At 55.4% G+C, this 23,042-nt stretch carries 15 protein-coding genes; 3 read left to right on the forward strand and 12 right to left on the reverse strand.

All coding sequences use genetic code 11. The annotated features are described in order from the left end of the window. The 7 genes from VMF88_01120 to VMF88_01150 all read right to left on the reverse strand — a co-directional run bounded on the left by VMF88_01120 (position 1) and on the right by VMF88_01150 (position 8,191). Positions 1-822, reverse strand: a complete 822-nt coding sequence (locus tag VMF88_01120) for an ABC transporter permease (GenBank protein HTY09645.1) — start codon at positions 820-822, stop codon at positions 1-3. Between the two features lie 159 nt (positions 823-981). Continuing rightward, positions 982-1,488: an SLBB domain-containing protein gene (locus VMF88_01125; protein ID HTY09646.1), complete on the reverse strand. Its 507-nt coding sequence runs from the start codon at positions 1,486-1,488 to the stop codon at positions 982-984. Positions 1,489-1,676: 188 nt separating this feature from the next. Further along, positions 1,677-4,067 (reverse strand): polysaccharide biosynthesis tyrosine autokinase, encoded by a 2,391-nt coding sequence (locus tag VMF88_01130; GenBank protein ID HTY09647.1) that lies wholly within the window; start codon positions 4,065-4,067, stop codon positions 1,677-1,679. A 52-nt stretch (positions 4,068-4,119) separates the two neighbouring features. Beyond that, on the reverse strand, positions 4,120-5,493 hold the full coding sequence (locus VMF88_01135; protein HTY09648.1) for a sugar transferase: 1,374 nt from the start codon (positions 5,491-5,493) through the stop codon (positions 4,120-4,122). A gap of 35 nt (positions 5,494-5,528) precedes the next feature. Further along, positions 5,529-6,293 carry a WecB/TagA/CpsF family glycosyltransferase gene (locus VMF88_01140; GenBank protein ID HTY09649.1) on the reverse strand — a complete coding sequence of 255 codons (765 nt, stop codon included), beginning with the start codon at positions 6,291-6,293 and terminating at the stop codon, positions 5,529-5,531. A gap of 2 nt (positions 6,294-6,295) precedes the next feature. Next, complete coding sequence (locus VMF88_01145; GenBank protein HTY09650.1) at positions 6,296-7,510, reverse strand: glycosyltransferase family 4 protein; 1,215 nt, start codon at positions 7,508-7,510, stop codon at positions 6,296-6,298. 21 nt (positions 7,511-7,531) lie between these two features. Beyond that, on the reverse strand, positions 7,532-8,191 hold the full coding sequence (locus tag VMF88_01150; protein HTY09651.1) for a polysaccharide deacetylase family protein: 660 nt from the start codon (positions 8,189-8,191) through the stop codon (positions 7,532-7,534). Between the two features lie 531 nt (positions 8,192-8,722). Here VMF88_01150 and VMF88_01155 point away from each other — a divergent pair. Further along, on the forward strand, positions 8,723-9,448 hold the full coding sequence (locus VMF88_01155; GenBank protein ID HTY09652.1) for a DUF2279 domain-containing protein: 726 nt from the start codon (positions 8,723-8,725) through the stop codon (positions 9,446-9,448). 4 nt (positions 9,449-9,452) lie between these two features. Here VMF88_01155 and VMF88_01160 read toward each other — a convergent pair whose 3' ends face one another. From VMF88_01160 to VMF88_01170, 3 genes are read right to left on the reverse strand one after another with little or no spacing between them, the layout of a single operon-like run. Further along, on the reverse strand, positions 9,453-11,402 hold the full coding sequence (locus tag VMF88_01160; protein ID HTY09653.1) for an adenylate/guanylate cyclase domain-containing protein: 1,950 nt from the start codon (positions 11,400-11,402) through the stop codon (positions 9,453-9,455). Continuing rightward, on the reverse strand, positions 11,389-12,072 hold the full coding sequence (locus VMF88_01165) for a DUF4384 domain-containing protein (GenBank protein HTY09654.1): 684 nt from the start codon (positions 12,070-12,072) through the stop codon (positions 11,389-11,391). Before VMF88_01165 ends, VMF88_01160 begins: the two co-directional genes overlap by 14 nt. 57 nt (positions 12,073-12,129) lie before the next feature. Beyond that, positions 12,130-14,538, reverse strand: a complete 2,409-nt coding sequence (locus tag VMF88_01170) for a caspase family protein (protein HTY09655.1) — start codon at positions 14,536-14,538, stop codon at positions 12,130-12,132. Between the two features lie 449 nt (positions 14,539-14,987). On the opposite strand from VMF88_01170, the gene VMF88_01175 reads away from it, so the two are divergent. After that, complete coding sequence (locus VMF88_01175) at positions 14,988-16,904, forward strand: hypothetical protein (protein HTY09656.1); 1,917 nt, start codon at positions 14,988-14,990, stop codon at positions 16,902-16,904. Positions 16,905-16,954: 50 nt separating this feature from the next. On the opposite strand, the gene VMF88_01180 is transcribed toward VMF88_01175, so the two are convergent. Both VMF88_01180 and gdhA read right to left on the reverse strand, forming a co-directional pair. Then, positions 16,955-19,933: a PEP/pyruvate-binding domain-containing protein gene (locus tag VMF88_01180; GenBank protein ID HTY09657.1), complete on the reverse strand. Its 2,979-nt coding sequence runs from the start codon at positions 19,931-19,933 to the stop codon at positions 16,955-16,957. 77 nt (positions 19,934-20,010) lie between these two features. Next, a complete protein-coding gene (gene gdhA / locus VMF88_01185; GenBank protein HTY09658.1) occupies positions 20,011-21,372 on the reverse strand; it encodes an NADP-specific glutamate dehydrogenase in 1,362 nt (453 codons plus the stop codon). Between the two features lie 409 nt (positions 21,373-21,781). Here gdhA and pepT point away from each other — a divergent pair, with 409 nt between their 5' ends. After that, a complete protein-coding gene (gene pepT / locus VMF88_01190) occupies positions 21,782-23,032 on the forward strand; it encodes a peptidase T (GenBank protein ID HTY09659.1) in 1,251 nt (416 codons plus the stop codon). Positions 23,033-23,042: the final 10 nt, after the last annotated feature.

Genomic DNA, 23,042 nt, shown 5'->3' on the forward strand with positions numbered 1-23,042 from the left:
TTAGATGATATCGGCGAACTTTCTTTCCATCCGCAAAAAGTTCATCAAGCCGGTGACGAGCAGCGCAAGGGCGACGCACGCCGACAGGAGAACCAAATGCACCGGCATCGTTCCGGTGTGGAGCATGGACCAGCGAAATCCTTCGATGACACAGACAATGGGGTTCAACCAGTACAACGTCTGGTACGACGACGGAATTTTGTCCGCAGCGTACCCGACCGGCGTGATCCAGAACATCACCTGGATAATATAGGGAAGAGCGTGGCCGATGTCCCGGTACTGAACAGAGATCGAGGAGAACCAGAAACCGATGCCGAGTGAAGTGACGATCGTCAGGAGAACGAAGAACGGCAGGAAGAAGATCGCCGCCGTCGGAACAAACTGAAAGTAGACCATCAGCACAAGAGCGAGAACGAACGCGATCGAGAAATCGACGAGTCCCGACAGGATCGCCGCGGCGGGAATGATGACCCGCGGAAAGTACACCTTGGAGATGAGGTTCGAGTTGGCGAGAAGGCTCTGGCTTGCTCCCGAAACCCCTTCGGAAAAAAAATTCCACGCAACAACGCCGCAGAAGGTGAAGAGAAGGTAGGGAACGCCCTGCACGGAAAAACCGACAAGTTTGTTGAAGAGGACCGTGAATACCACCATCCCCATCAGCGGGCGCACCAGCGCCCATGCGGCCCCGAGAAACGTCTGCTTATAGCGGATCTTGATGTCGCGCCAGACAAGAAAATAGAAGAGTTCCCGGAATTCCCATATCTCCCGAAACCGGAGCGCGGACAATCCCTGTGTCGGCTCGATGACGATCTCAAAAGGCATTCGGAAATTCCTCGCTGTTCATTTCGGTTCTTCCGCCGCTCAGTATGCTGTTGTTTTTTCAGGGTGCAGAGGATGGATGAGCAATGGTATCCTCGCTGCGGCACGACGAACAAAAAAGCCGTCCTTCAGGCCGAACAGGCACCGGCCCGCAAACGCCGCTCATTTGTGCGTGACGGAATAGATGCTGACGCCCAGCACCCCAAGGGTCGCGGTCGTGTTGAGAATGATCAGCACGTCCTGCCACGTCAGCGAATCGGGGATCCTCTTTACGACGATCATATCGCCGGGGCTGAGAGGAACCGTCGGGGACTTTCCCTCGAGAATATCGCGCAGGTTGATCGTCACCAGCTGGCGGGTCTTTGTATCTTTTCTTCCCGTCGATCGGTACAAAAGCACTTCGTCCAGGTTTGAACGCTCCTTCGGTCCGCCGGCAAAGGAAATCAGCTGCACAATGTCGGTGTTCGTCGGAATCACGTAGACCCCCTGCTGCGGAACTTCTCCCCACAAATTAACGGTCATCGTCACTTCATACGGCTTGGCGTAATAAAAATACCCCGGCCTGCTCTGGCTCGCCAGTTTCGAACTGTTAAGCTCCGTTTCCGTCGGGACCTGAGCGCACACCGGAATCGCCGCCATCAGAATGAATACCGCCAATACTCTTGTCATAGAAGTCGTCTCAAAAATGATTGTTATTCAGGCTGATACATCTGAAAAAGGAGTCACGAACGGCGCCTCTGTCATGGATCCTTCACTCCGCTTCGCTCCGTTCAGAATGACGCGAACTCCGTTGGATTGCTTTCACCCAGGTTGTGTGATTGGTTCGCGAGATACTTCCAGACAATCTCGAATGCCAATTACGTTTTTTCTTTGGGAGTATATTTCTGCTGATAGTAGTAATCGCCGTGCAGATGGTAGTACCCTCGGTGCAGGCGGTTCAGCTCGTACTGATTGACGACGATGCCGGCAAGGTTCAGCCTGATGCCTTCGATGATGTCCACGGAATGCTCGAGACTGTCGAACGTCGTCGAATTCGTCTTCACGACAAAGATGACCGCATCGACCATCGCAACGAGCAATTCAGAGTCTGTGAAGAGAAGGATCGGCGGCGAATCGTACAACACAATGTCGTACATCTTGTCGAGCTCCGCCTTCAGGTTCTTCATCGTGGAAGAGCCGATCAGCTCGGTCGGGTTCAGCGGAATGGCTCCGCAGGTGAGGATGTCGAGGTTCTCGATGAACGTATGGCGGATCGCCGCGTTGACATCGACCTCGCCGAAGAGGACTTCGGTCAATCCCGGTTCAAGGTTCAGATTGAACAGTTCGTGGATCGTCGGCCTCCGCAGGTCGACGTCGACGAGGAGCACTTTTTTCCGCGTCTGGGCGAAGACGACCGCGAGGTTCGCCGTCGTCAGCGATTTCCCTTCCTGCGGCGCGCCGCTGGACATCAGGATGCTCTTGACGGGAGTCTCTTTTTTCCAATACTGAACGCTGGTCCGAAGACGCCGGTACGAATCTGCGATGCGCGAATACGGATTTATGGCGGTGATCAGATGCGGATCGATGACCAGACCGTCGGAGGCGGTCTCTTTCTCCCCCTCCCCCACAACCCTGCGGATCGTTCCCCGCTCGCCGTCCACGGTCCCGTCGAGCGTTTCTACCCGGGTCACCAGGTTGAGCGTCTTCTCGTCCATCGCTGGAATCACGGTCAGCACGCTCAGCCCGCGCCGCTTGATGTCTTCCGGCTTGTGGATGCGGTCGTCAAAATAATTGATGAAAAATGCGGAGCTGATGCCGATCACCAGCCCGATGAAAAACCCGAAGCCGAGGTTCTTGGGGATGTTGGGATAGAGATGCGTTTGCGGCGGAAGCGCGCGCTGAAGGATGTCGACGTACCCGAACTCCGACTGCTCCGCGATCAGGGCGGATTGATATTTTTCCTCAACGGCCACATAGACCTTTTCCAGCGTCATCTTCGTCCGCTGAAGGCGGGCATAGTCGATGTTGATCTTCGGGATATTCTGGAAGCGCGCCTCGCTCTGGTTGATGCCGTTCACCAAAGCTTTGCGGCGGACCTCCAGCGATTGCAGGTGCATCTGCGCGTCGATCAACTTCTCCGATAGGTCTTTCGCCAGTTCCCGGCTTTCGGCGGCCCTCCTCGGTTTGTTCGAACCGGTGCCGATCTTGTCGGAGATTCTTTTGTTGAGCGAGGCGATCTGGCCGTTGATATCGGCGATGCGGCTGGCAACCAGTGACTGGTCCTGCGTTGCCGAGTTCTGTTCTTTGATGAGCTCCCGTTCCTGCTCGAGCGAATTGATCTGTTCGAGGAGCTTCTGGATCTCGATGCTGGCCACCATATCCATGATGCGCTTGCTGTCGGTGTCGATCTCGTCCTCTTCATTTTTGGGAAGCGTCGCCTTCACCTCGGCGAGACGCCGCTCGTACGTCGATACTGTGCTCCGCGCGGTTTCAATTTCGATCTCGACCTCGTCGCGCTGGGCCTCCAGGTCGGAGATCGTCTTCACAACGGATTGAGTTTCTTCATCGATCGAGCCATGCTTCTCGATATAGCGCCGCAGATCGTCCTCCACGGAATCAAGCGCCACTTTCTTCGCCTGGAGCGTCCTCTCGAGAAACTCGCGCGTCGACCGCAATTGCTTCCGGCTGTTGTTGAGGTTATTCTGGTAGTACGCTTCCGCGTACGCGTTCGCGATGATCGCGGCTTCCTTCGGGTTCGTGCTGAGCGCGCTGATGAAGATGACGTCGGAAGCTTTATCAGGGTCGAACGAAACGGCATCGTCGAGGCGGCTGAAAATATCCTCGTTGTGGGCGAACGGCCCGAACGAAGGCTCGTCATCCGACCGTTTGAGGACCTCGAGCGTATCGGTCCCTCCCAGCGTCGCGACAGGATTTTTCTTCAGCAGAGCCAGCACGTCCTCCTCGATCACCCGGGACTTGAGGATGCCGATCTCCTTCATCAGGTTGCGGGTCGTCCCGCCCAGGTCCGAGAGATCGATAGAGCCGAGCGCCATGTCGCTCTTCGCCTTGTTGCTCACCTGGACGATCGCCACCCCTTCATAAATAAAGGCGCCGAGATAGGTGTAGAGAACGGCGCCGATGAAAAAGGCGAGCGTGATCCCCATGATGACATACTTCCACCGTTCGAGGATCTCGATATAATCGCGCAGGCTCAATTCGAGCGCCGGCGGCGACGTTCCCTGACGATTGTTTGTTGTTTTGGCTGCCATAGGAAAAATGATTGCACGAATACGCGTTTCAGTCCGGCTTCAGGGGGTACCGCTACCTCCCTTTGCCGAAGAGCATGATATGGATTGTTTTCAGCATAATATCGACGTCCAGCAACAGCGAATAGTGCGAGATATAATACAGGTCGTACTGCAGTTTGGTGATCGTATCGTCGATGTTTTCGCCGTACGAATAATTCACCTGGGCCCACCCGGTGATCCCCGGCTTTACAAGGTGCCGAAAATGATAATACTCAATTTTCTGTTCATATTCACGCGCAACTTCGAACCATTCCGCGCGGGGGCCGATGATGCTCATTTCCCCCTTCAACACGTTCCACAATTGCGGCAATTCGTCGAGCCGCGTCAGCCGGAGGATCTTTCCCACCTTTGTCACGCGGGAATCGTGTTCGCGGACGTATTTATCGCCGGTCGCGGCTCCGTGATACATGGACCGGAATTTGTAGATGGTGAACGGCGACTCGTTCCTTCCGATGCGGGTCTGCCGGAAAATAATCGGACCGCGGCTCTCGATCCGTATCATAATCCCGATGAGGATCATCACCGGAAGAAGAAGAAAAAAGCCGACAAAGGCGATCGCGATGTCGAGCAGCTGCTTCATCCGGTTGTACCACAGGTTGCGCACCAGCAGCAGATCGCCTTCGAACAGCCACCATTTGTTGAGGACGAAAAGAGGGACTTTTCTGAAATTTTCCTCAAGAAACATTCTGCTCGGAATGAGCGGAATATTCCGGAAGTGCAGCGAGACCAGTTCACGGAAGATCGCGTTGTTCAGCGATGACCGGTCTTCGGTCAGGATAATGCCGTCGCAGTCGTCGGTCATCGTGCGGAGTTTATTGAGAACATCCCCTTCGATCACCGGCGAACCGTCTCCTGCGATTGCGAGGCCGACCTTTTTCCCGCTGAGGTCGGCAAAGCGGAGCTCCTGATCCTTCGGCGTTTCGGCGTACATCCTGTACAATTCCTGAGCCGTCTCGTCTGTGCCGAGCACAAGATAAAACCGCTTCCGCCGAAGTTCCGCGAGGCGCGAATTGATCCCCCTGCGGACCGACAGTGAGATGACAAGGAAGGACAGATAGGTCGTCGGCAGAACGCTGCGGCTGAATTGCAGCGACGGCTTATAGCTGAAGATGTACACCACGACGATCGTCAGCACCATGATAATCACCATGGCAAGGATGTACTGGCTGGTGAAGGAGAGGCCGCGCATGTCGCTGTCCGGATTATACGCGCCGATCGCGTCGAGCACGAGCCACGTGATGATCACCGGCAGGATCGCGCGGTACCAGTACTCCGTCACAAACTCCACGTCGGTGCGCAGGAGGCTGAGGATAAAGAAAATCCCGAAGAGCGTCGCTCCGTCTATCAGCATCAACGTCAACTTGAATATGGTCTTTGACCTAAGCATGCCTTATCGGTACCGTAAGCCCATCATCGGGCGCTTCATAGCATTCCTGCTTTTTGCAAAAGAACATTGTAGAGAAACACCGGGGTCGAGACAAAGTTGCGCTTCCACATTCTGCGCGGCTCTCGGAGAAGACGGGGAAGCCATTCCAGGCCGGCATCCTGGAGCGGAGCCGACGCCCTCTTTCTGGTTCCGGCAAAGAAATCGAACGCTGCGCCGATCGCGCCGATGAACGGGACCTCGAGGCGTCTGCGATGTTCTTCGATCCACTTTTCCTGTTTCGGCGCTGTCATGCCGACCCACAGCGCCGTCGGCGCTGCGCCGTTGACCTCGTCGATCATGCGGGCGTTTTCATCGGCGGAAAATTTTGCCTTGAACGGCGGCGCGAACGTCCCGGCGATCCGCACGTGAGGATATTCGCTTGCCATCCGCGCTGCGATTTTTCCGAGGACATCCTCCGACGAGCCGAGAAAATAAAATGACTTCCCCCCCTCTTTTTCCCATCGTTCCGCCAATCCCGAAAAAATATCGTAGCCCGTCACTCTTCGCGTGATCGTCCCCCCCAGCAATTTCGATGCAAACACAATGCCGGCGCCGTCGGGGATGAGAAAGTCGGCCGAGCGAAGCGCATTGAGAAATTCCGCGTCCTTCTGCGCAGCCACGAGCGAGTGGGGGTTCGCGCAATAGAGCGTCCTCCCTTTCGCCCCTGCCGAAATTCCGTCGTCGATCGCCGCGAGAACCTCCTCGGTGTGAGCGGTTTGAACATCGACGTTCCAGATCGTTTCGCGGTGAAACTGAAGCATGGTCAATTTCCCTTAGCCTTCCGATGCTCCGCCGCAGCGGCGTACACGGCCATGAGGAGCGAATAATTTTCTTCCGCAGTATAGTGTGCGTCAAAATCGCGCTTCGCGCCGGCGCCGAGAAGCTGCAATGCCGCATCGTCATTGAGCAATTTCGTCACGCACGAGAGTAGTGCTTCTGCATTTCCCGGGGGAAACAGCCGGCCGTTGATGTTCTCGGTGATAAGGTACGGCAGCGAGCCGATGTCCGAAGCGGCAACCGGAACCCCGAGCGCAAAGGCTTCCTGAATGACCATCGGAAATCCTTCAAAACAAATTGACGGTACGACCAATAATTTCGCCTGCGCGATCCTCTTCAACGCATCGTCATGCGGGACATTGCCGAGAAACGACACCGATCGAGCCGCTCCGCTTGTGCGGACCGAGCGCTCTAACGTTTCCCTCATCGGCCCGTCCCCGATGATGTCAAGGCGCGGCCCCGACGTCCCCATCCGCATCCAGGCATCCACCAAAACATGGATCCCTTTAGCCGCGTACAGCCGCCCGACGAACACTGCGTTCCCAGTCCGTTCGTTCCACGGGATCGGTCGAGGAGGATGTTCGAGAAAATGGGGCTTCACGTGAAGCGACTCCTCCGGAATTCCGAAGCGAGCCATCTTTTCCTTCTGAAATCCGGTCAGCGTGATGAACGCATCGACGTTGCGCCGCCACGTATCTCTCGCATTGTGATAAGCGATCATCGCTGACACAGGTAGCGTTGCCAGCCGGCTGTCGCGATAGCATCCGTAGCGAATCGCCGGCAAAACACTTTTCCTGTCCAGACAGAGCGTACACGGCCGGTCGTCGCGAAGCGCGGTCGCGGCGGAACAGCCTATGCGATAGTTGTGCATCGTCATGACTGTCGGGACGTTCGACGGCTGCGACGCGTAAAAAATGGACGGCGAGAGGAGAGGAAACGTATTGTGCACATGAACGACGTCCGGTGACGTCTCACGCAACAACCTCTTCAACGCGCCCAGGCTGAATGGATTCCAGACTACGCCCGCCGCTCCGCGCACAGATCCGGCGATGCCGTACCGAAGGATCTCATCGCTGTGCCGGTTGAACTCGACGACGGCATGTCCGCGGTTCCGTAGAAGATCCGCTTCTGCGGCATACGCAGTGTTCTCGCCGCTCGGCGCGGAAGATCCATAAAAATTGTGGACGAGAAGAATTTTCACTGCGTTGATAAGGTCCGAATCTCAGGCAATCGATGATCTGCGGTCCATCAGCCATTTCTTGACAAACAGTCTGGAACGTAAAATTTCATACTTCTTCAGATTCCATTTGCTGAAGATCGAAACGGGGTCCCGCAAATCGTCAGCCGGCGTCCTGAACAAGACCCCGCCGACTCCATCCCACGACACATTATCCCCGGCGCCGACGGCAAAGCTGAATCTGTAACGGGCCCGAACCTGCTCCCTGATCGGAGTGTTGAATTGTCCGTAGGGATAAACAAAGGAATCGACGCTGCGGTTGAGATTTTTCTCCAACGCGGTCTTTGACCGAAGAATCTCATCCTGGACGTTTGGGGATTGAAGGAGGTTGGGATGAGAATAGGAGTGGGACGCTATCGTCACCAAGCCGCTTGAACAAATTTCCGAGAGTTCCTGCCACGAACAAAAAGGAGCATCCTCAGCAAATCGCTCATCGTTCATCATTTGATCTGTCGGTACGCCAAGGCGGCGGGAAGGGGGGATATGCCCGCCTGATTCAACTATAAATTTCGGCGCGACAGCGAGAACTACTCGAATTCCGAACTTTTGTATTAACGGAAGGACATAACAGTAAAAGCTGTAGCTCGCATCGTCAAAAACCATGCAGAGGTTTACGAGGTCGGCAGCCAAAGCTTCACCCGGCACAACGACTTGAAAGCTTTGCCGGATGTGCTCGAAATGTCTCTCAAGAACAGGCCGGGAATTGGATAATTTGTCAGCTTCTATGCGATGATACATGCAACAAAGTAGCACGCAGGCCCCAAAAATTGTCCCCCGGTTTACCTGAGCCTTACACGACAACATTATTCGTTGAAATATACACTATCTAACAATATTATCAAAGGTCTCTTGTTGATTTTTACAAAACTATTTCCAGACATCGTTATCTCCAGAACTCCCCTTTTTTGCCGATATATAAAGTTATGACCAAGCCGGCGCCTGCGGGCTTTCCGCCTGTGCGGGTTTGACCAATCTGATATTTTTGCTAGATTGTCCTTGGAGGTTCCTGTGGGCGAGCGAGGGGGGAGACAGATCAGTCGGATATGCCTCAACACGGCCGTTGTATTGGTTTGCCTGTTCTTTCCCGCCATTGGGCAGGTTAAGGTAACAAGGATCATCCCCCTCGATTCATCCTGCGTAAGTGTTCCCCGGCTTTCCCTTTTTTCGAGCGCTGTCGTGGCAAGCGGAACTGCGGTCTACCTCGCTCGTTACGAACCGTTGTGGAAGGATCATTATACCTCGTTTTTCTTTCGTGAGGACTTCACCTATGCACGCAACCAGGATAAGCTGCTTCACTTTTACGGAAGCGGACTCGGAAGCATCATCGCTGCGAAAGGTTTGTCGTGGTCCGGTTATGACGAAGGCGATGCGGCCCTGTACGGCGCGGCGACATCAATCGCCTTCTTCACTTTCATGAAGATCGAGGACGGCCACGTCAACTATCTTGGATTCGACCGGGTGGACGAGGCGGCGAATATTCTCGGCGCCGGGTATCCGGCGGCGCAATATTACATTCCCTGGCTGAAAAATTTCACGCCGAAAGCTTCGTACGTCGCGTCGGGAAATTCCGTCGTGGCACAGCAGCAGGAGCTCCCGAGTTTTTTAGAGGACCATGAGGGGCAAAAATTCTGGATGGGGGTAACGGTACACGATCTGCTGCCGGAAGGGGTTCGGGAATATTGGCCGCCGATCCTCGGACTCGCGGCCGGCTACACTGTCCGCGGGTTGAACACGCCGCATGCGTACCATGAATCGATCATCGCACTCGACCTTGACCTCCGCAAACTTCCCGGAGATTCGCCGTTCCTCAAAAACTTGTGGGAGATACTGAACTATATCCACCTCCCCATGCCCGCCGTCCGAGTGAGCCCGTCTGCAATCTGGTACGGATTGTATTTTTAAGCGGCTACGCTTCCCCGACCGGCACCTCATACACCGCCACCGGCGTATCGAGCCCCTTCACCTTGATCGGCTCAAGCGGGCGGATCGGTACTTGACCCTTGACGTGCCGGTACGTCGCCTCCGAGATCATGATCCCTTCAACAGGAGCGTTCGATTCCAGCCGCTGCGCGAGGTTGACATCGGATCCGAGCACAGTATATTCCATCCTTCGTGCCGAACCGAGATCGCCAACGACCACTTCGCCGGTATTGATGCCGATGCGGATACGGAGCGGAAGCCTTCCCGCCGGCTCCCATCGGCGTTTCAGCTCGCGGCATTTCAGCTGCATCTCGATCGCCGCCTTCACGCAGCGGAGCGCATGGTCCGGCTGCGGCTCGGGAGCTCCGTAAAACACCATCAGCCCGTCCCCGATGAATTTGTCGACCGTCCCGCCGTACTTGAACACGATGTCGGTCATTGCCTCGAAGTATTCGTTGAGCGTTGTGCTGATCTCTTCGGGGGTCATCGTTGACGAGTACGTTGTGAAGCTCTTGATGTCGCTGAACATGATCGTGATCTCTTTTCGCTTCGGCAGCGTGCTCAGCGAATCGGGAGCGTCCACCATCTGACGGACGACCGATGGGGGAAAATACTGTTCGAATTTTGAGCGGAGTTTCTGCTTCTCTTTTTCCTCCGTCATGTACCAGTAGACGACGACGGATGAAGCGGAAAAAAGGCCGCTTATGAAGGGACGAATGAAGGAAACGATGACGTTGCCGTAAATGAAGATCCCCGCCGCGAAGACAAGGTAGGCGGCAAGAAGCCCGGTGACCGCCACCGAAAAACGAACGGACGGAAACCGGGTCGCAAACACGAAGATCGCCGCCGCGAAGAGGACCTCCAGCAAAAACATCGGAACGGCGGGAAGTTCTTCCAGAAAATTCTCGGTCAGAATCGTATTGAGAACGTTGGCATGAAGCCCGACCAGCGGGAAGTTCTGCTCGAACGGCGTCGGGCCGATATCCGATGCGCCGGTGGACACGTCGCCGACAAGAGCGATGGAACCTCCGTATTGCTCGCCGTATGCCTCCACTTCGTCGTTGTCGTCCGCGATGTTCAACACCTGCGCAAAGCTCAAATGCCTCATCGCCGACCAGCCGCCGATCCAATTGATCAGCATGTTGCCGCGTGAGTCGATCGGAATTATGATGTCGCGCTTCGTTCCGCCGGGAAGCTGGGCGGCATGAAGCGTGATCGATGTTCCTCCGGCAACGGTGATCTTGTCGGGGGGAACATGAAGATAATCGCACACGAGCCGCATCGCCATGCTCGGATAGAACTTTTCTTTGTAGCGGATGAGGAGCGGGACCCGGCGGAAAACGCCGTCGTCATCCGGCTCGACGCTGATAAACCCGATGCCGCGCGCCGCGGCGGCAAGGTCGCTCCATGTCAGGAGCGTCGCCCCGGCTCTGTAAAAATCGCCCGCGTCTTTCGCCTCGAGCGTCCATGCCGTCGAATCGAGAAAACGGATGACGTCAGGGAACGCCGTCGCTGTGTTGACGGTCGTGTCGTCCAAACCGAATGCCACGGGAAAATAGGCGCGGCCGAACCGGCGTGTCGATTCCAGCAGAACGCTGTCGTCGAGCGGTTGGACCTTCTGGGCAAAAATGATATCGTAGGCCACGGCCGAGCAGTTCATCCGGTTCAGGACATTGAGCACGTCGCCGTAGTACCGCCGCGGAAAGTAGTAGCTCAGCTTCTTTATCGTCGAGTTGGCGATATCGACATGCAGGATCGATGAGTCGTACGCGGGGGGATGGAGCGCGGTCCGGACGGGGAAAAGCCGGTCCACGGTCTGATGGTCCCAGGAATGGAAGACGCCGGGGAAGATCCAGAATAGAAAATGCGAAACGCAGAACGATGCCGCGATCAGGAAACCGGCGCCGGCAACTCTGCGCTTCTTACTTGTGGTCAATGGATACGGTCTTGCTGAAAAAATTGTTCGCCAGAATTTCCGTGGCAAATTGCGAAATGTCGACGCGGTCGGGGTCGATGATGTTCTTCTTCTCCCCGCGGACGTTGCCGGCGATGCTGATCGGCCGCTCGGCGATCGTTGCGAACGTACGGAAGTGCTTTTTGATGTCTTTGATTTCGTTCATGACAACCGTCATCGCATCGCTTTTCTTGTCGGCAGCCGCCGCGAAATACGCTTGCAGGTCGTTTTCCAGCTCCGTCAGGCGCTCGGACGAGGCCAGCACATAGAATGTTTCGGTCCCCCCGTTCTTATCGAGCTTGAACCAGTCTCTCCCTTTGGGAATATAGTAATTCTTGTCGGTCTTGTAGTCCTTCAGGAACATAGCGCTGTCATACGGGAAGAGCAACGACAGTTCGTTGGTCGAGCTTTTGTGGATCACGTACACGTACGAAGGCTTGACCAGGTTGACGTAGAGTTTGAACTCGTCCCCCGTTTTCATCGACGTGTCTCTCGTGACGACACCGAGGCGGCGGCTCCCCGCTTCTCCTGCCCTGGCGACGAACGCCCAGTTGTACTGAATGTTGTTATCCGCGCCGGCGTCCTGCGCAACGAGCGGTGATATCACGCCATAAAAAAGAAGCATCGTGCACAATCGTACCAGAGTATTCATAATCATTCCTTCGTGTCCTTCGTGGATGTGGAATTTGCCAGGTGCGCGAGACCAGTGTTAATGAGGAACCAGCGAGATGGTCATGTCTTTGTCGTAGTCGCCTTGATTGCGGGTCGGATGCTGGTTCCCTTTCGTCTGGCGCATCACGTTCGCTTCGACGTAGTCCATCAACTCCCCGATCGTCACGGTGTAATCGTTGTTGATGTCGGCATCGCCTTTCATCCCCTGAAGGAGGTAATAGGTGAACACTCCGTGCCCGAATTTGTCCAGCTCCTGCGACACTTCTCCGGCCTGGCTCGCTGTGAAAACGATCGTCCCTTCTTTTGACTTCGAGAGGTCTGAGAGGTACTGGTTGATGAGGTTCGTCCCGCTCAGCGACACCCCCCGCGTCGCAAGGTCGGAGCTGATGCCGCCGCTGTGGCATGCGTCGGAGAACACGATGACCCGCTTCGACGGGATATACCGCGTCAGCGCCGTGTTGACATCCCACATCGGAAACGCGGTCGTCTCGAGAGAATTCGGGTCGCTGTCGTATGTCAGGAGATAATTGTTGTTCGGGTTTGCCGGCTCCGGAGCGCCGTGCCCGGCAAAATAGATGATCACCAGATCCTTGTCGATCGTCTGACGGAGAAAATTGTACAGCGCCTGCTTGACGTTCTGCAGCGTCGCATCTTTGTTGAGGAGGATTTTCATTCTCTCAGGTTCGAAGCCTCCTCCCGCGGGCATCTTCAGAAACTCCGCAAAATCGCGCGCATCGCGGTCGGCGTAGCTGAGGTTTTTGATCAACGGGTTCGAGTATTCCGAAATGCCGATCACCACGGCCCATTGCTGCGGCTGCCCCGAAGCGCTTCGCTGCGGTTTGTCGGGCTCGGCGCTTGCCGTTGCCGACAAAATGCGGCGGTTAATATCGATGACCCTCGATATTCTTTCCCCCGATCTTCCGTAAACGGTGAACTGAACCTGATTGAAACCCGACGAAAGGGGGATCGGCTCGGTTTGAAGCACTCCCAGCGGCTTGCGCGGGATGTTCTCTTTGTTCGCAATTTCGATGGTGTTGAGCGTGACCGAATACCTCGAGTAGTCGAACCATACCCTGAACTGCAGGTTCTCCGACGCCTGGTCGGTCTCCATATTTCCCTTCGGGCTGATCACTTCAAGCGCCGAATCTTTTGCGAGCCGCTGCACGCGGATCTTTTTCGTCGCAACATTCCCGTGGATATCCGTCGCAGTGACCACAATATCGTTCATGCCGATATTTGCCAGCGGCGCCGTCGCAGAAAATCTTTTTGAGGGAAGTTTGACGGCGAATTGAGTTCGTTCGTCGGCGGTCAATTCCGTCAGTGCGGCGGGTTGACCGGCAACCGTCGCCCCGCGCACACCGCTCTCATCACTCGCAATGCCGGCAACTTCAATCTCCGAGGCGTAGACTTTATAGGAATCAGTCTCTTTCTGAACCGGCTTTTGGAACACTACGGCCGGAGGCTCTCTGTCCGGTTTCTGGGCCAGCACGGAAAAAGTTTCCAGCGAACCGGCCGTTGTTGCGGCAAGGAGCGTTGAGCTGTCGGGCATAAAAAGTGCCGCCGTATAGACCGTGCCGCTTTCCGGAAAACTTTTTCGCAGCGCGCCGGTGGTGACGTCCCAGATCGTAATTCCGTTTCCCGTCGCGGCGATCCACACGTTATTCGGATCGAATGCGACCGAGGTGATCGTTTTCGAGTTCCAGTGAAATGTCTGGAGGAGCGAAAAAGTCTGAGCATCCCAGACCCGTACCGTGGAATCCGCGCCGGCCGCGGCGAGATATTTTCCGTTCGGGCTGAATGCGACCGCTGTCGTCATGGTCTTAATTTCTGCGAGCGTCGCAACGAGGGCATTTGATTGAGGATCGAATATCCGGACAAGGCCGTCGGCATTGGCAGCGGCAACGCGGTTCCCCGCGGGGTTGAAGGCAACGCTGAGAACTTCACTCTCGTCAGAACTGTTGGGGAGCGAATTCAACGGATCGTCGGAGGCTGTCGTCCAGAGTTTTATCTCCCCGTCCCCTCCGCCGCTCACAATCATTCCCGCCGCATCGGCATCGATCGAGCGGACTCCCAGCCCCTGGCGGTGGGCCGGAACTTCTTTGAACAACGTGCTGTCTGCAAGATTCCAGTAGGAGAGTGCTCCGCTGATCCCTGCAGAGATCAGATACTTTCTGTCCGCGGTAAATGCGAGCGTCGTAATCCTGGGGTCATGCCCCGACAGAGCAGATCTTATCCGAAGCGACACGGGGTCGACAAGCTGGATGGATTTATCGAACCCGGCCACGGCGAGAAGACTTTCGTCCGGGGAAAGCTTTACCGACGTGATGGTGTTCTTGAGCACGGAGGCGTGTTTGAGGGGCTCGACGTAAAGCTCCTGCGCGGACAATTGCCTCGGAAAGAACAAGAGTCCCGTGAACAAGACAAGGAGCCAAACCCTTCGATTCATAAAAGCCTTTTCACGAGGAAAACGTCCGAGCGAGTGCGAACACTCATTGGTCTGGGGTTGCGGAGATGGAGCATTATCCGCCCAAGTATGGGAAAAAGTCCCCTCTTTGTCAAGGCTGGAGGTCACACTGCCGCCGGGAGCCTGGGAAACCGATGGTAGTGGAGTTCTTTGATTAGAGGGGTGGATTGATGGAAACGAGGGACGATGTAACCCTTCAACTCCGCTGCGACTCTCCTCCTTCCCCTAAAGGATATCTTCGGGGGGCAACAGAGAGGTCGCGTCCCGCCCCTTTTTGACGGAATCGGGGGGAAATATTCTCCTTCTGTACCGATCAACGCAAGAGACCCGCCGCCATACCGATTGACTCTCGTCGCATCGTTTTATATATTCAATTCGTCTTTTTGCGCAGTCTGTCCATTGATGAATTTGAAGCGTTTTCCGCGAATGCTATGAAGAAATTCTGCCTTGCTCCTTCTCTGTTGTTCCTCCTTATCCTCTCAACGGCCGCCGCTCAGCAAAACCCCTTGTCGATAAAATTGAAAGTGGCCGAGAAGTCCGGCTTGTTCAACATGGGGGGACCGCGGTTTGTGCGTCTCACCCTCTCGACGAAAAAAAGTGAGACGGCGCTGACATGCGAGAACGTCAACAACGGAACCTATTTTTATTTTCTGCTCCAGAACGAAGGAAGCTGGAAGATCGACGCCGATTTTGTGAAAGAAGACCTCCTCAAGCTTTCGATCCTTCAGGATTCCTTACGGGTCCATCCGGGTTTCACCGACAACATCATTGCCAACGGCGACAGCACCATCGTCCTGATCGGGTTTCAAAAGACGTTCGCTCTCAACAAACCGTTCTCGTTCGAATTTCCCCTCGACAACGGAGTGGCAAAGGTGGATGTGGCGGTGCCGCAGGAATACTGGGCGGGATACTCCAAGGTCACCAAGTTTTTCGACCTGGGGGATAAAGCGCTAAGCGCCGGTCTCTACAAGGATGCGATAGCGGATTTCAACGTTGTCCTTGCCGATCAGGGACTTGCGATTTTCCCGTCGTATGCCGCCTCGCGCGATAAACGTCTCGAAGCATTTACAAAATATTTTGATGACAATGCCGGCGGTCTTGCGAAAGCAATGACCGGGGGCGGGGACCTGAAACAAAAGATCGCCGCAAACAGCGACGCCCTTCCGAAATTTCAGTTTGTCGCCGATTCACTCGCCGACGCTTCCCTCGGCATCGCACCATCGGACGCCCCCATCGTTCCGCTGATGGACAAGGCAAAAACGGCGATCCTGCATTCGCGCTCAGCGCTCGATTCTCTGCACCAGGCGCTCGACGATCTTAACGTCCGCTGGATCATCGCGGGTTCGTCGGGGGGGAGGATCGATTTCAAGTACAAGTACATCGTCGAGGCGCTTGCCGATGCCTTCGCGTCCATCGACTTTGCGGACTCGACGGCGCCCAATCTGGTTTTTTCGATTCCCGACGAACTTTCCGCCCGGCTGAAGAAATTCAATCTCGAAGAATCGTACGAGACGTTCGTCCGTCTCGCCGACGACCACTGGAAAGCCAAATCGCTCCTCTTCCCGCGCGAGTTCCTTGCCAATCTCTCCAAGGATTCGACGCAATTCCCTCTGCCGTACTATTCCGTGCTTGCGGCGGTCTACGACTATTACGCTTCGAATTTCTCCGAGGCCAAGAAAGAAATTTTCCAGGTCATGAAAACGTCCTACGACCATGATCTGACGAACCGGATGGACGAACTGCGGATCCTTATCGACACGAAAGAGAAGAAGATCCCGGGCGAAGTTCTGACGCACATGAAAGACGGAGAGGCGGCGGAAGAAAAGGGGAATTCCGACGGAGCCGCAGAGCATTACAAAGATGCAATGCTCATCGCCGACGACTACGCCCCCGCCGCGTTCGCGCTCGGCAAATTGTACGACCGCATCGGCGACAGCTACAAAGCGAATAATTTTTTCCAGAAGGCCGTTTCGACCGATACGCTCTATTATTCCGCGTACCGTTTCCTCTACACGAACTACTTCAAGAACTCGAACTTCAAGCCGATGATCGACCTGCTGACGCAGGCGTTAGCGCGCGGCAACGATTTCTACGACATCCACTATTATCTCGGCATCGCCTACAACGGCGCGGCGCTCTTCGACGACGCGATCAAGCAGTATGAGCGCGCGCTGGAGCTGAATCCGAAAAGCACCGATGCGAACATTCAGGCGGGCATTGCCTACCAGAACATGAAGTCGTACGCCAAGGCGAGAGATTACTACCTCCGGGCGATCGGCATCGACCCGGAAAACCAAACGGCGACCGAGAACTTGAAAAGGCTGGACGAATTGCAGAAAAAGTTCTAAAGCGGCAGCCCCCTTCCTCCTCATTCTCCCCGGCAGGCAATGCGTCCGGATCACGCTTCCGGCTTGAGAATGATCCCCTTATTCTTGTGACCGTTCATCTTGACCGTGACCGGCGTATCACAGCGAATGTGCCGGACGTACGTCATCTCTTCAACGGCAGGCTGGGCGCCGAGCCATTCCCAATCGATAAACCCCTGTTCGACGTGCGGATTGACCGTAAAATATCCGACCATGAATGATGTGAGATTCTGGAAAAAGTGCGAGCCTTGCGACGGCGCAACGTTGAAGTCCTTCATGTTGGCTTCGACGATCGCCCGCGCGCCCGAGATCTGGTCCCACGTCACCGGAATGCCGAGCCACGGGTCAAGCGTCCCCCATCGACCGACGCCGATGAGAAGGTACGGCGTGTTCTCGGAGACCAGTTTCATGTTCATCCGTCCGACTTCCCAGCCGGCTTCCCGCGTCTTTGCCCGGTCGAACTTGTTGATGTCCACGACGACAATGTCGCGGATGTCCTTGATGATGCCGTTCCCCAGCACCTGAAGACTCTGACAGATGAGTCCTCCCGGGTCCACTTCTTCGACGTTCAATTCCTCCAACTCGCGGCTAATGACGAGCGGCCGCATCTGGAGCAGGCCGAACTCCTTCGGCTTGCCTGTCGGTACGGAAAGATTGACCGCGAATTCGATCTCCACCGGCGATCCCATTCCCCAGCTCCCCATGTCGAGGAGAAGCTCGAGAATGCTCGGGAGCGGGAAAAGCTGTCCTTTCAGCACCGGGGCGAATGTCACCAGGCGGGTTCCCTGCCGCGAGATGCCGTCGGTGATCGAATTATTTTCGTGCGAGTATGTCGAGCCGATCGCGTTCAGGGTGCCGTCATACTCGGCGATCTGAAGGTCGAATTTTTTCACCAGCATGTCATGCGTCACGACGATCGCATCCTCGTGAGCATTCAGGACGAGGCCAAAAAATTCGTTCTGGTTATTCCGCACAGTATCTTTGATCGACGAGAGCTGCTGAAGCTGGAGCGGATGCTTGGGACAAAATCGGAGGACGTTCCCGCCGTCGGCAATGATCTTCCCGAGCCCGAGCGCAAGCGATGCGATCCCGTCCTGCGGCGTTTGGGGCGCGAGGGGATAAAAATTGTACGACTTGCCGACGCCCGAGAAATCCGGGTAGAATTTATTGTTGTGCTCGACGCCGACCATCTTCTGAATGATCACGGCCATTTTTTCTTCTTCCAGCCGGTACGACGTCACCTTGATGTAGTCCTTCGCGGAACGATAAAACGTCGATGCATAGACGCGTTTGACCGTTTTGACAAGCTCTTTCAGACGGACGCGCGGGTCGGGGTCGTTGTTCGGGATCATGTACGTCTCGTACACCCCTGCGAAAGGATGGTATTGCGAATCCTCCAGAAGGCTCGATGAGCGAACCGCGAGCGGCTCATGCACAAGGTCGAGAAACGCCGCCAGGTTGTTCAGGATCTCTTCGGGAAATTTTTTCGCCTCCAGAAACCTCCGTGTCAATTCGGTATCATCCGTCGCGCTGAGGGCGAAATTCCTCAATCGGTTGTCGTCAAGAAACTGGTCGAAGACATCCGTTGCGATGACAACCGAGGAGGGGACGAAGATCCGCACGCCGTCGAATCGGTCGCGCACATCGTGGCTGTTGATGAGAAGATTGACGAACCCGAGTCCGCGGGCCTTCCCTCCCAGCGAACCGCTGCCGATGCGGGCAAAACTGTTCGCGGGGTCGAACGTCTCTTTCGTAAAATCGGTGATGCTCCCGCGCTGGCGGAGCTGGCGGTAATCGTGGAGCGACGAGATCAGGTCGGCGCGAAGAGCTCCGACCGAGGGATAGTCCGACACCTTGCGCGGACGAAGGCGGTGCGCCAGCCAGAATTCCGTCCTCGCCTTCAGCCAATTCGAAAAGTGATTCCGCTCCCCGTGGTAGCGGATGCTCTCTTCGGGAACGACATGAAGCTGTTCCTCGAGCGTTTTCAGATCCCGCGCGCGGCCAACCTCCGTCCCCTCCGGCGTCCGGAAGACGAAGTCGCCAAAGCTGAAATACTGGACCATGAATTGCCGCAGATCTTCAAGAAGCGTCGGGGAATCCTTCAACAAAAAGGAGGCGCCGACCAGCCGCGCCTGTTTCTCGTTCTCCGGCATGTTCGATTGAAGGAGGATCGGAATGTCCGGGTGCTCGATTTTGACGTTCTTAACGAACTCGATCCCGGCCTGCGGATCCTGCTTCCCATCCCGGAAAAAGTCGATGTCGGAAATGACGCCCAAAATATAGTCCTGGTATTTCCGGTAGTACTCCCAGGCCTCTTCGTACGTGGTGCAGAGGAGGATCTTTGGCCGTGCGCGCATCCTCAGGAACTTATCGGTGAGGTTGATCCCCTCGGAAATGAGCCGCAGGGATTGCTTCAGCGTTTCCGTATAGATCAGCGGAAGGTAGGAGGAGTAGAAACGGACGTTGTCTTCTATGAGAATGATCGACTGAACACCCGCAGCAGCCGTATCGTTCTCGACGTTCAGCCGGTCTTCGACGTACTTGATCATCGCGACGATGATGCGAAAATCCCCCTGCCAGATGAAGACCCTGTCGAACACGGAGGTGTCATGGTGCGCGAAGAGTTCCGTCAGCTCCCGATTGTCGTATGCCAGCACCACGATCGGAATGTTCAGCCCCGCCTCATGCACCATCCGCGCGAATGCGGCCGCGTGCATATCCTCGATATGGAGCGTGGTGATGATCATATCGAATCGGTTTTCTTCTTTCGCCAGCGCAAGCGCATCGTGTCCGCTTGAGACGCGCGTCAGTTCGGGCGAGTGGCTCAGGTTCAACCCCTGGTATTCGTTGCGGATCAACTCGTACAGTCTGCCGTCTTCCTCGAACAGATACGAGTCGTACAAACTCGAGACGAGCAGAATATCGCGCACCCTGAAGCGGGCCAGGTTCTGGAAGCCCTGGACAGGCGAGCTGTAGCCGTGATCAACCCAGAGCGGTTCGTACGTTTGCATGGGAGTATGTTAAGAAGGAAATACCAAAAATAAAAGCAGGCGAGTGGAATGCTCGCCTGCTTTTTGCGGGAGATGGTTCAGACAAGTCCCTGGTCGATCATTGAATCGGCGACCTTCAGGAATCCGCCGATGTTGGCGCCGTTGACGTAATTTCCGGGCGTCCCGAATCGGTTGGCCATGTCGACGCACGTCTTGTGGATGCTCTTCATGATCAGATGCAGCCGGTTGTCGACCTCTTCGCGGGTCCACGGTACGCGCATGCTGTTCTGTGCCATCTCCAATCCGGAAACGGCAACGCCGCCAGCGTTCGCCGCTTTCGCGGGACCGTAGAGAATGCCGGCATCGAGGAACAACTTCACGCCGTCGAGCGTCGTCGGCATATTCGCTCCTTCGGCGACGACATAGACCTTGTTCTTTAAAAGATTCTGTGCATCAACTGCGTTGATCTCGTTCTGTGTCGCGCTGGGGAACGCACAGTCGGCTTTGTGATTCCAGAGCGGATTGTGATTCGCCTTGGGATCGACGGCTGTAAAGACGGCGCTCTTATATTTGTCCGCGTACTCTTTGATCCTTCCGCGCCGTACGTTCTTCAGATCCATCACGAACGCGAGCTTCTCCTTTGAAATGCCTTCCTCGTCATACACGTAGCCGTTGGAATCCGACAGGGTCACTGCTTTTCCGCCGAGCTGGTTGATCTTTTCGATCGTATACTGTGCGACGTTGCCGCTGCCGGAGACAAGGCATTTTTTCCCTTCGAGCGTTTGTCCCTTGGTCGCCAGCATCTCGGATGCAAAGTACACGGCGCCGTAGCCGGTCGCTTCTGGGCGGATGAGCGAGCCCCCCCAGTTCAGACCTTTGCCGGTCAGGACGCCGGTGAATTCATTGCGCAGTCTCTTGTACTGTCCGAACAGGAATCCGATCTCCCGTCCGCCGACGCCGATATCGCCCGCCGGAACATCCGTATCCGGTCCGATGTGGCGCGACAGTTCCGTCATAAAGCTCTGGCAGAAATGCATCACCTCGTTGTCGCTCTTCCCTTTGGGGTCGAAATCCGAACCCCCTTTTCCGCCCCCCATCGGGAGCGTCGTCAAACTATTTTTGAACACCTGCTCGAACGCAAGGAATTTCAGGATGCCGAGCGTCACAGATGGATGGAAACGAAGGCCCCCTTTATAGGGACCGATCGCGCTGTTCATCTCGATACGGTAGCCGCGGTTGACATGGATCGTTCCGCGGTCGTCGGTCCATGGAACGCGGAACATGATGACCCGCTCCGGCTCGATAATTCTTTCGAGGATCTTCGCGTTGCGGTATTCGGGATGCTTCTCCAGCACGATGCTGAGGGAATCGAGAACTTCCTGGACCGCTTGATGAAATTCCGGCTCGCTGGGATTCTTTGCTTTGACATCAGCCATTAAGGCCTTAACGTACTCTGACATACAAACCTCCGGGGGTAAAATTTATTTCGTAAAAATTTTGAAGAATGGTGACGCTGGTTCAAACTTGGGATGTGGGGTGCAGAAGAGAACTCTTCGATGTGGGTAACAACTTCATGCCCCTCTAACGAGCAAAAACTATGCCGTGCTGGGGGTTACGATTTTGACGTTTAAACACCACTTTGAAATTTTCCGGAACCGGCTTTTCTTAAAAATGCAATCCGCAAAAACAGAAATATTAACTTTGGATTGAGTCTAAATAGCGATAGGAAATCCTGCCGTCGTTCAAATAATTCAAGCCTTCGGGAACTTTTACAGCGCAACATTTCACCTGCTTTTTTCCCTCAAACTTGCTATCTTCGTTCTCATTGAAAACGCGTTAAGGCACGGCACAAAAAATATTGAGGACCGTATGGTGAACGAAACTGTTCTTGACCGGCTTCTCCGGTACGTGAAGATCGACACGCAGTCGAAGGATGACTCAGATTCATATCCAAGCACATCGAAGCAGTTCGATCTTCTCAATCTCCTTCTCAAAGAATCAAAAGAGCTCGGACTCAAAGACGCATCGATCGATAAATACGGCTACGTGACGGCGACACTGCCGTCGAACCTGCCGTCATCGCATAAAGCGCACGGCAAAGTTCCCGTCATAGGATTGATCTCCCATGTCGACACCTCGCCGTCGGAAAGCGGCGCAAACGTAAAACCGCAGGTTGTCGATTATAAAGGAGGAGACATCGTGCTGCCGGGGGATAAGAACGTCATCATCAAAGAGTCGGAGAACCCGGAACTTCGCCACAACATCGGCAAAAAGGTCGTCACGAGCGACGGAACGACGCTCCTCGGAGCGGACGACAAGGCGGGTCTCGCCATCATCATGACGGCGGCGCAGACGCTCCTCAATACTCCTTCCCTCCTGCACGGCGACATCCGTATCGGCTTTACTCCCGACGAAGAGATCGGCGCCGGGACAAGATATTTCGACATCAAAAAATTCGGCGCGAAGTTTGCCTATACCGTCGACGGCGACACCCCCGGCGAATTGAACAAAGAGACCTTCAGCGCAGACCAGGCGGTCATCACCGTGCACGGGAGAAATATCCATCCCGGCTCGGCAAAAGGGATCATGGTGAACTCCCTCCGCACCATGGCCGACATCATCGCGCGGATGCCGAAAGACATCGCGCCGGAGACGACCGAAGGGTACGAACCGTACATTCATCCTCATACCGTCGAAGGCGAGGAATCGAAATCGACGTTGAAAATTCTCCTCCGCGATTTCAACACGCCGGGATTGAAGGTCCTCAAACAGAAGCTGGAGAAGATCATCGCCGAAGTTCAACCCCTCCACCCGAAAGCGAAGATCGAGTTGACGATCGTGGAACAATACCGCAACATGAAAGACGGCCTGGGAAACGACCCGCGGCTGCTCAACTGTCTCGAGGAGGCGACGAAACGGGCAGGCCTGAAGCCGATATGGGCGCCGATCCGGGGAGGCACCGACGGTTCGCGTTTGACCGAAATGGGACTGCCGACGCCGAATATTTTTACCGGCGGACAAAATTATCACTGCAAGAACGAATGGGCTTCGGTCTACGGGATGGAAAAAGCCGTCGAGACGGTTGTCAATCTCGCACAGCTTTGGGTTGAAAAGAGCTGAATGCCGCCGC

Source organism: Bacteroidota bacterium (assembly GCA_035506275.1).
Taxonomy (GTDB): domain Bacteria; phylum Bacteroidota; class Ignavibacteria; order UBA10030; family UBA8401; genus JAGVPT01.

Excerpts from the sequence above, each read along its gene's own strand:
- VMF88_01120 (HTY09645.1), bottom strand. The coding sequence starts at position 822 with ATGCCTTTTGAGATCGTCATCGAGCCGACACAGGGATTGTCCGCGCTC.
- VMF88_01125 (HTY09646.1), bottom strand. The coding sequence starts at position 1,488 with ATGACAAGAGTATTGGCGGTATTCATTCTGATGGCGGCGATTCCGGTG.
- VMF88_01130 (HTY09647.1), bottom strand. The coding sequence starts at position 4,067 with ATGGCAGCCAAAACAACAAACAATCGTCAGGGAACGTCGCCGCCGGCG.
- VMF88_01135 (HTY09648.1), bottom strand. The coding sequence starts at position 5,493 with ATGCTTAGGTCAAAGACCATATTCAAGTTGACGTTGATGCTGATAGAC.
- VMF88_01140 (HTY09649.1), bottom strand. The coding sequence starts at position 6,293 with ATGCTTCAGTTTCACCGCGAAACGATCTGGAACGTCGATGTTCAAACC.
- VMF88_01165 (HTY09654.1), bottom strand. The coding sequence starts at position 12,072 with ATGAATACTCTGGTACGATTGTGCACGATGCTTCTTTTTTATGGCGTG.
- VMF88_01170 (HTY09655.1), bottom strand. The coding sequence starts at position 14,538 with ATGAATCGAAGGGTTTGGCTCCTTGTCTTGTTCACGGGACTCTTGTTC.
- VMF88_01175 (HTY09656.1), top strand. The coding sequence starts at position 14,988 with ATGAAGAAATTCTGCCTTGCTCCTTCTCTGTTGTTCCTCCTTATCCTC.
- VMF88_01180 (HTY09657.1), bottom strand. The coding sequence starts at position 19,933 with ATGCAAACGTACGAACCGCTCTGGGTTGATCACGGCTACAGCTCGCCT.
- gdhA (HTY09658.1), bottom strand. The coding sequence starts at position 21,372 with ATGTCAGAGTACGTTAAGGCCTTAATGGCTGATGTCAAAGCAAAGAAT.
- pepT (HTY09659.1), top strand. The coding sequence starts at position 21,782 with ATGGTGAACGAAACTGTTCTTGACCGGCTTCTCCGGTACGTGAAGATC.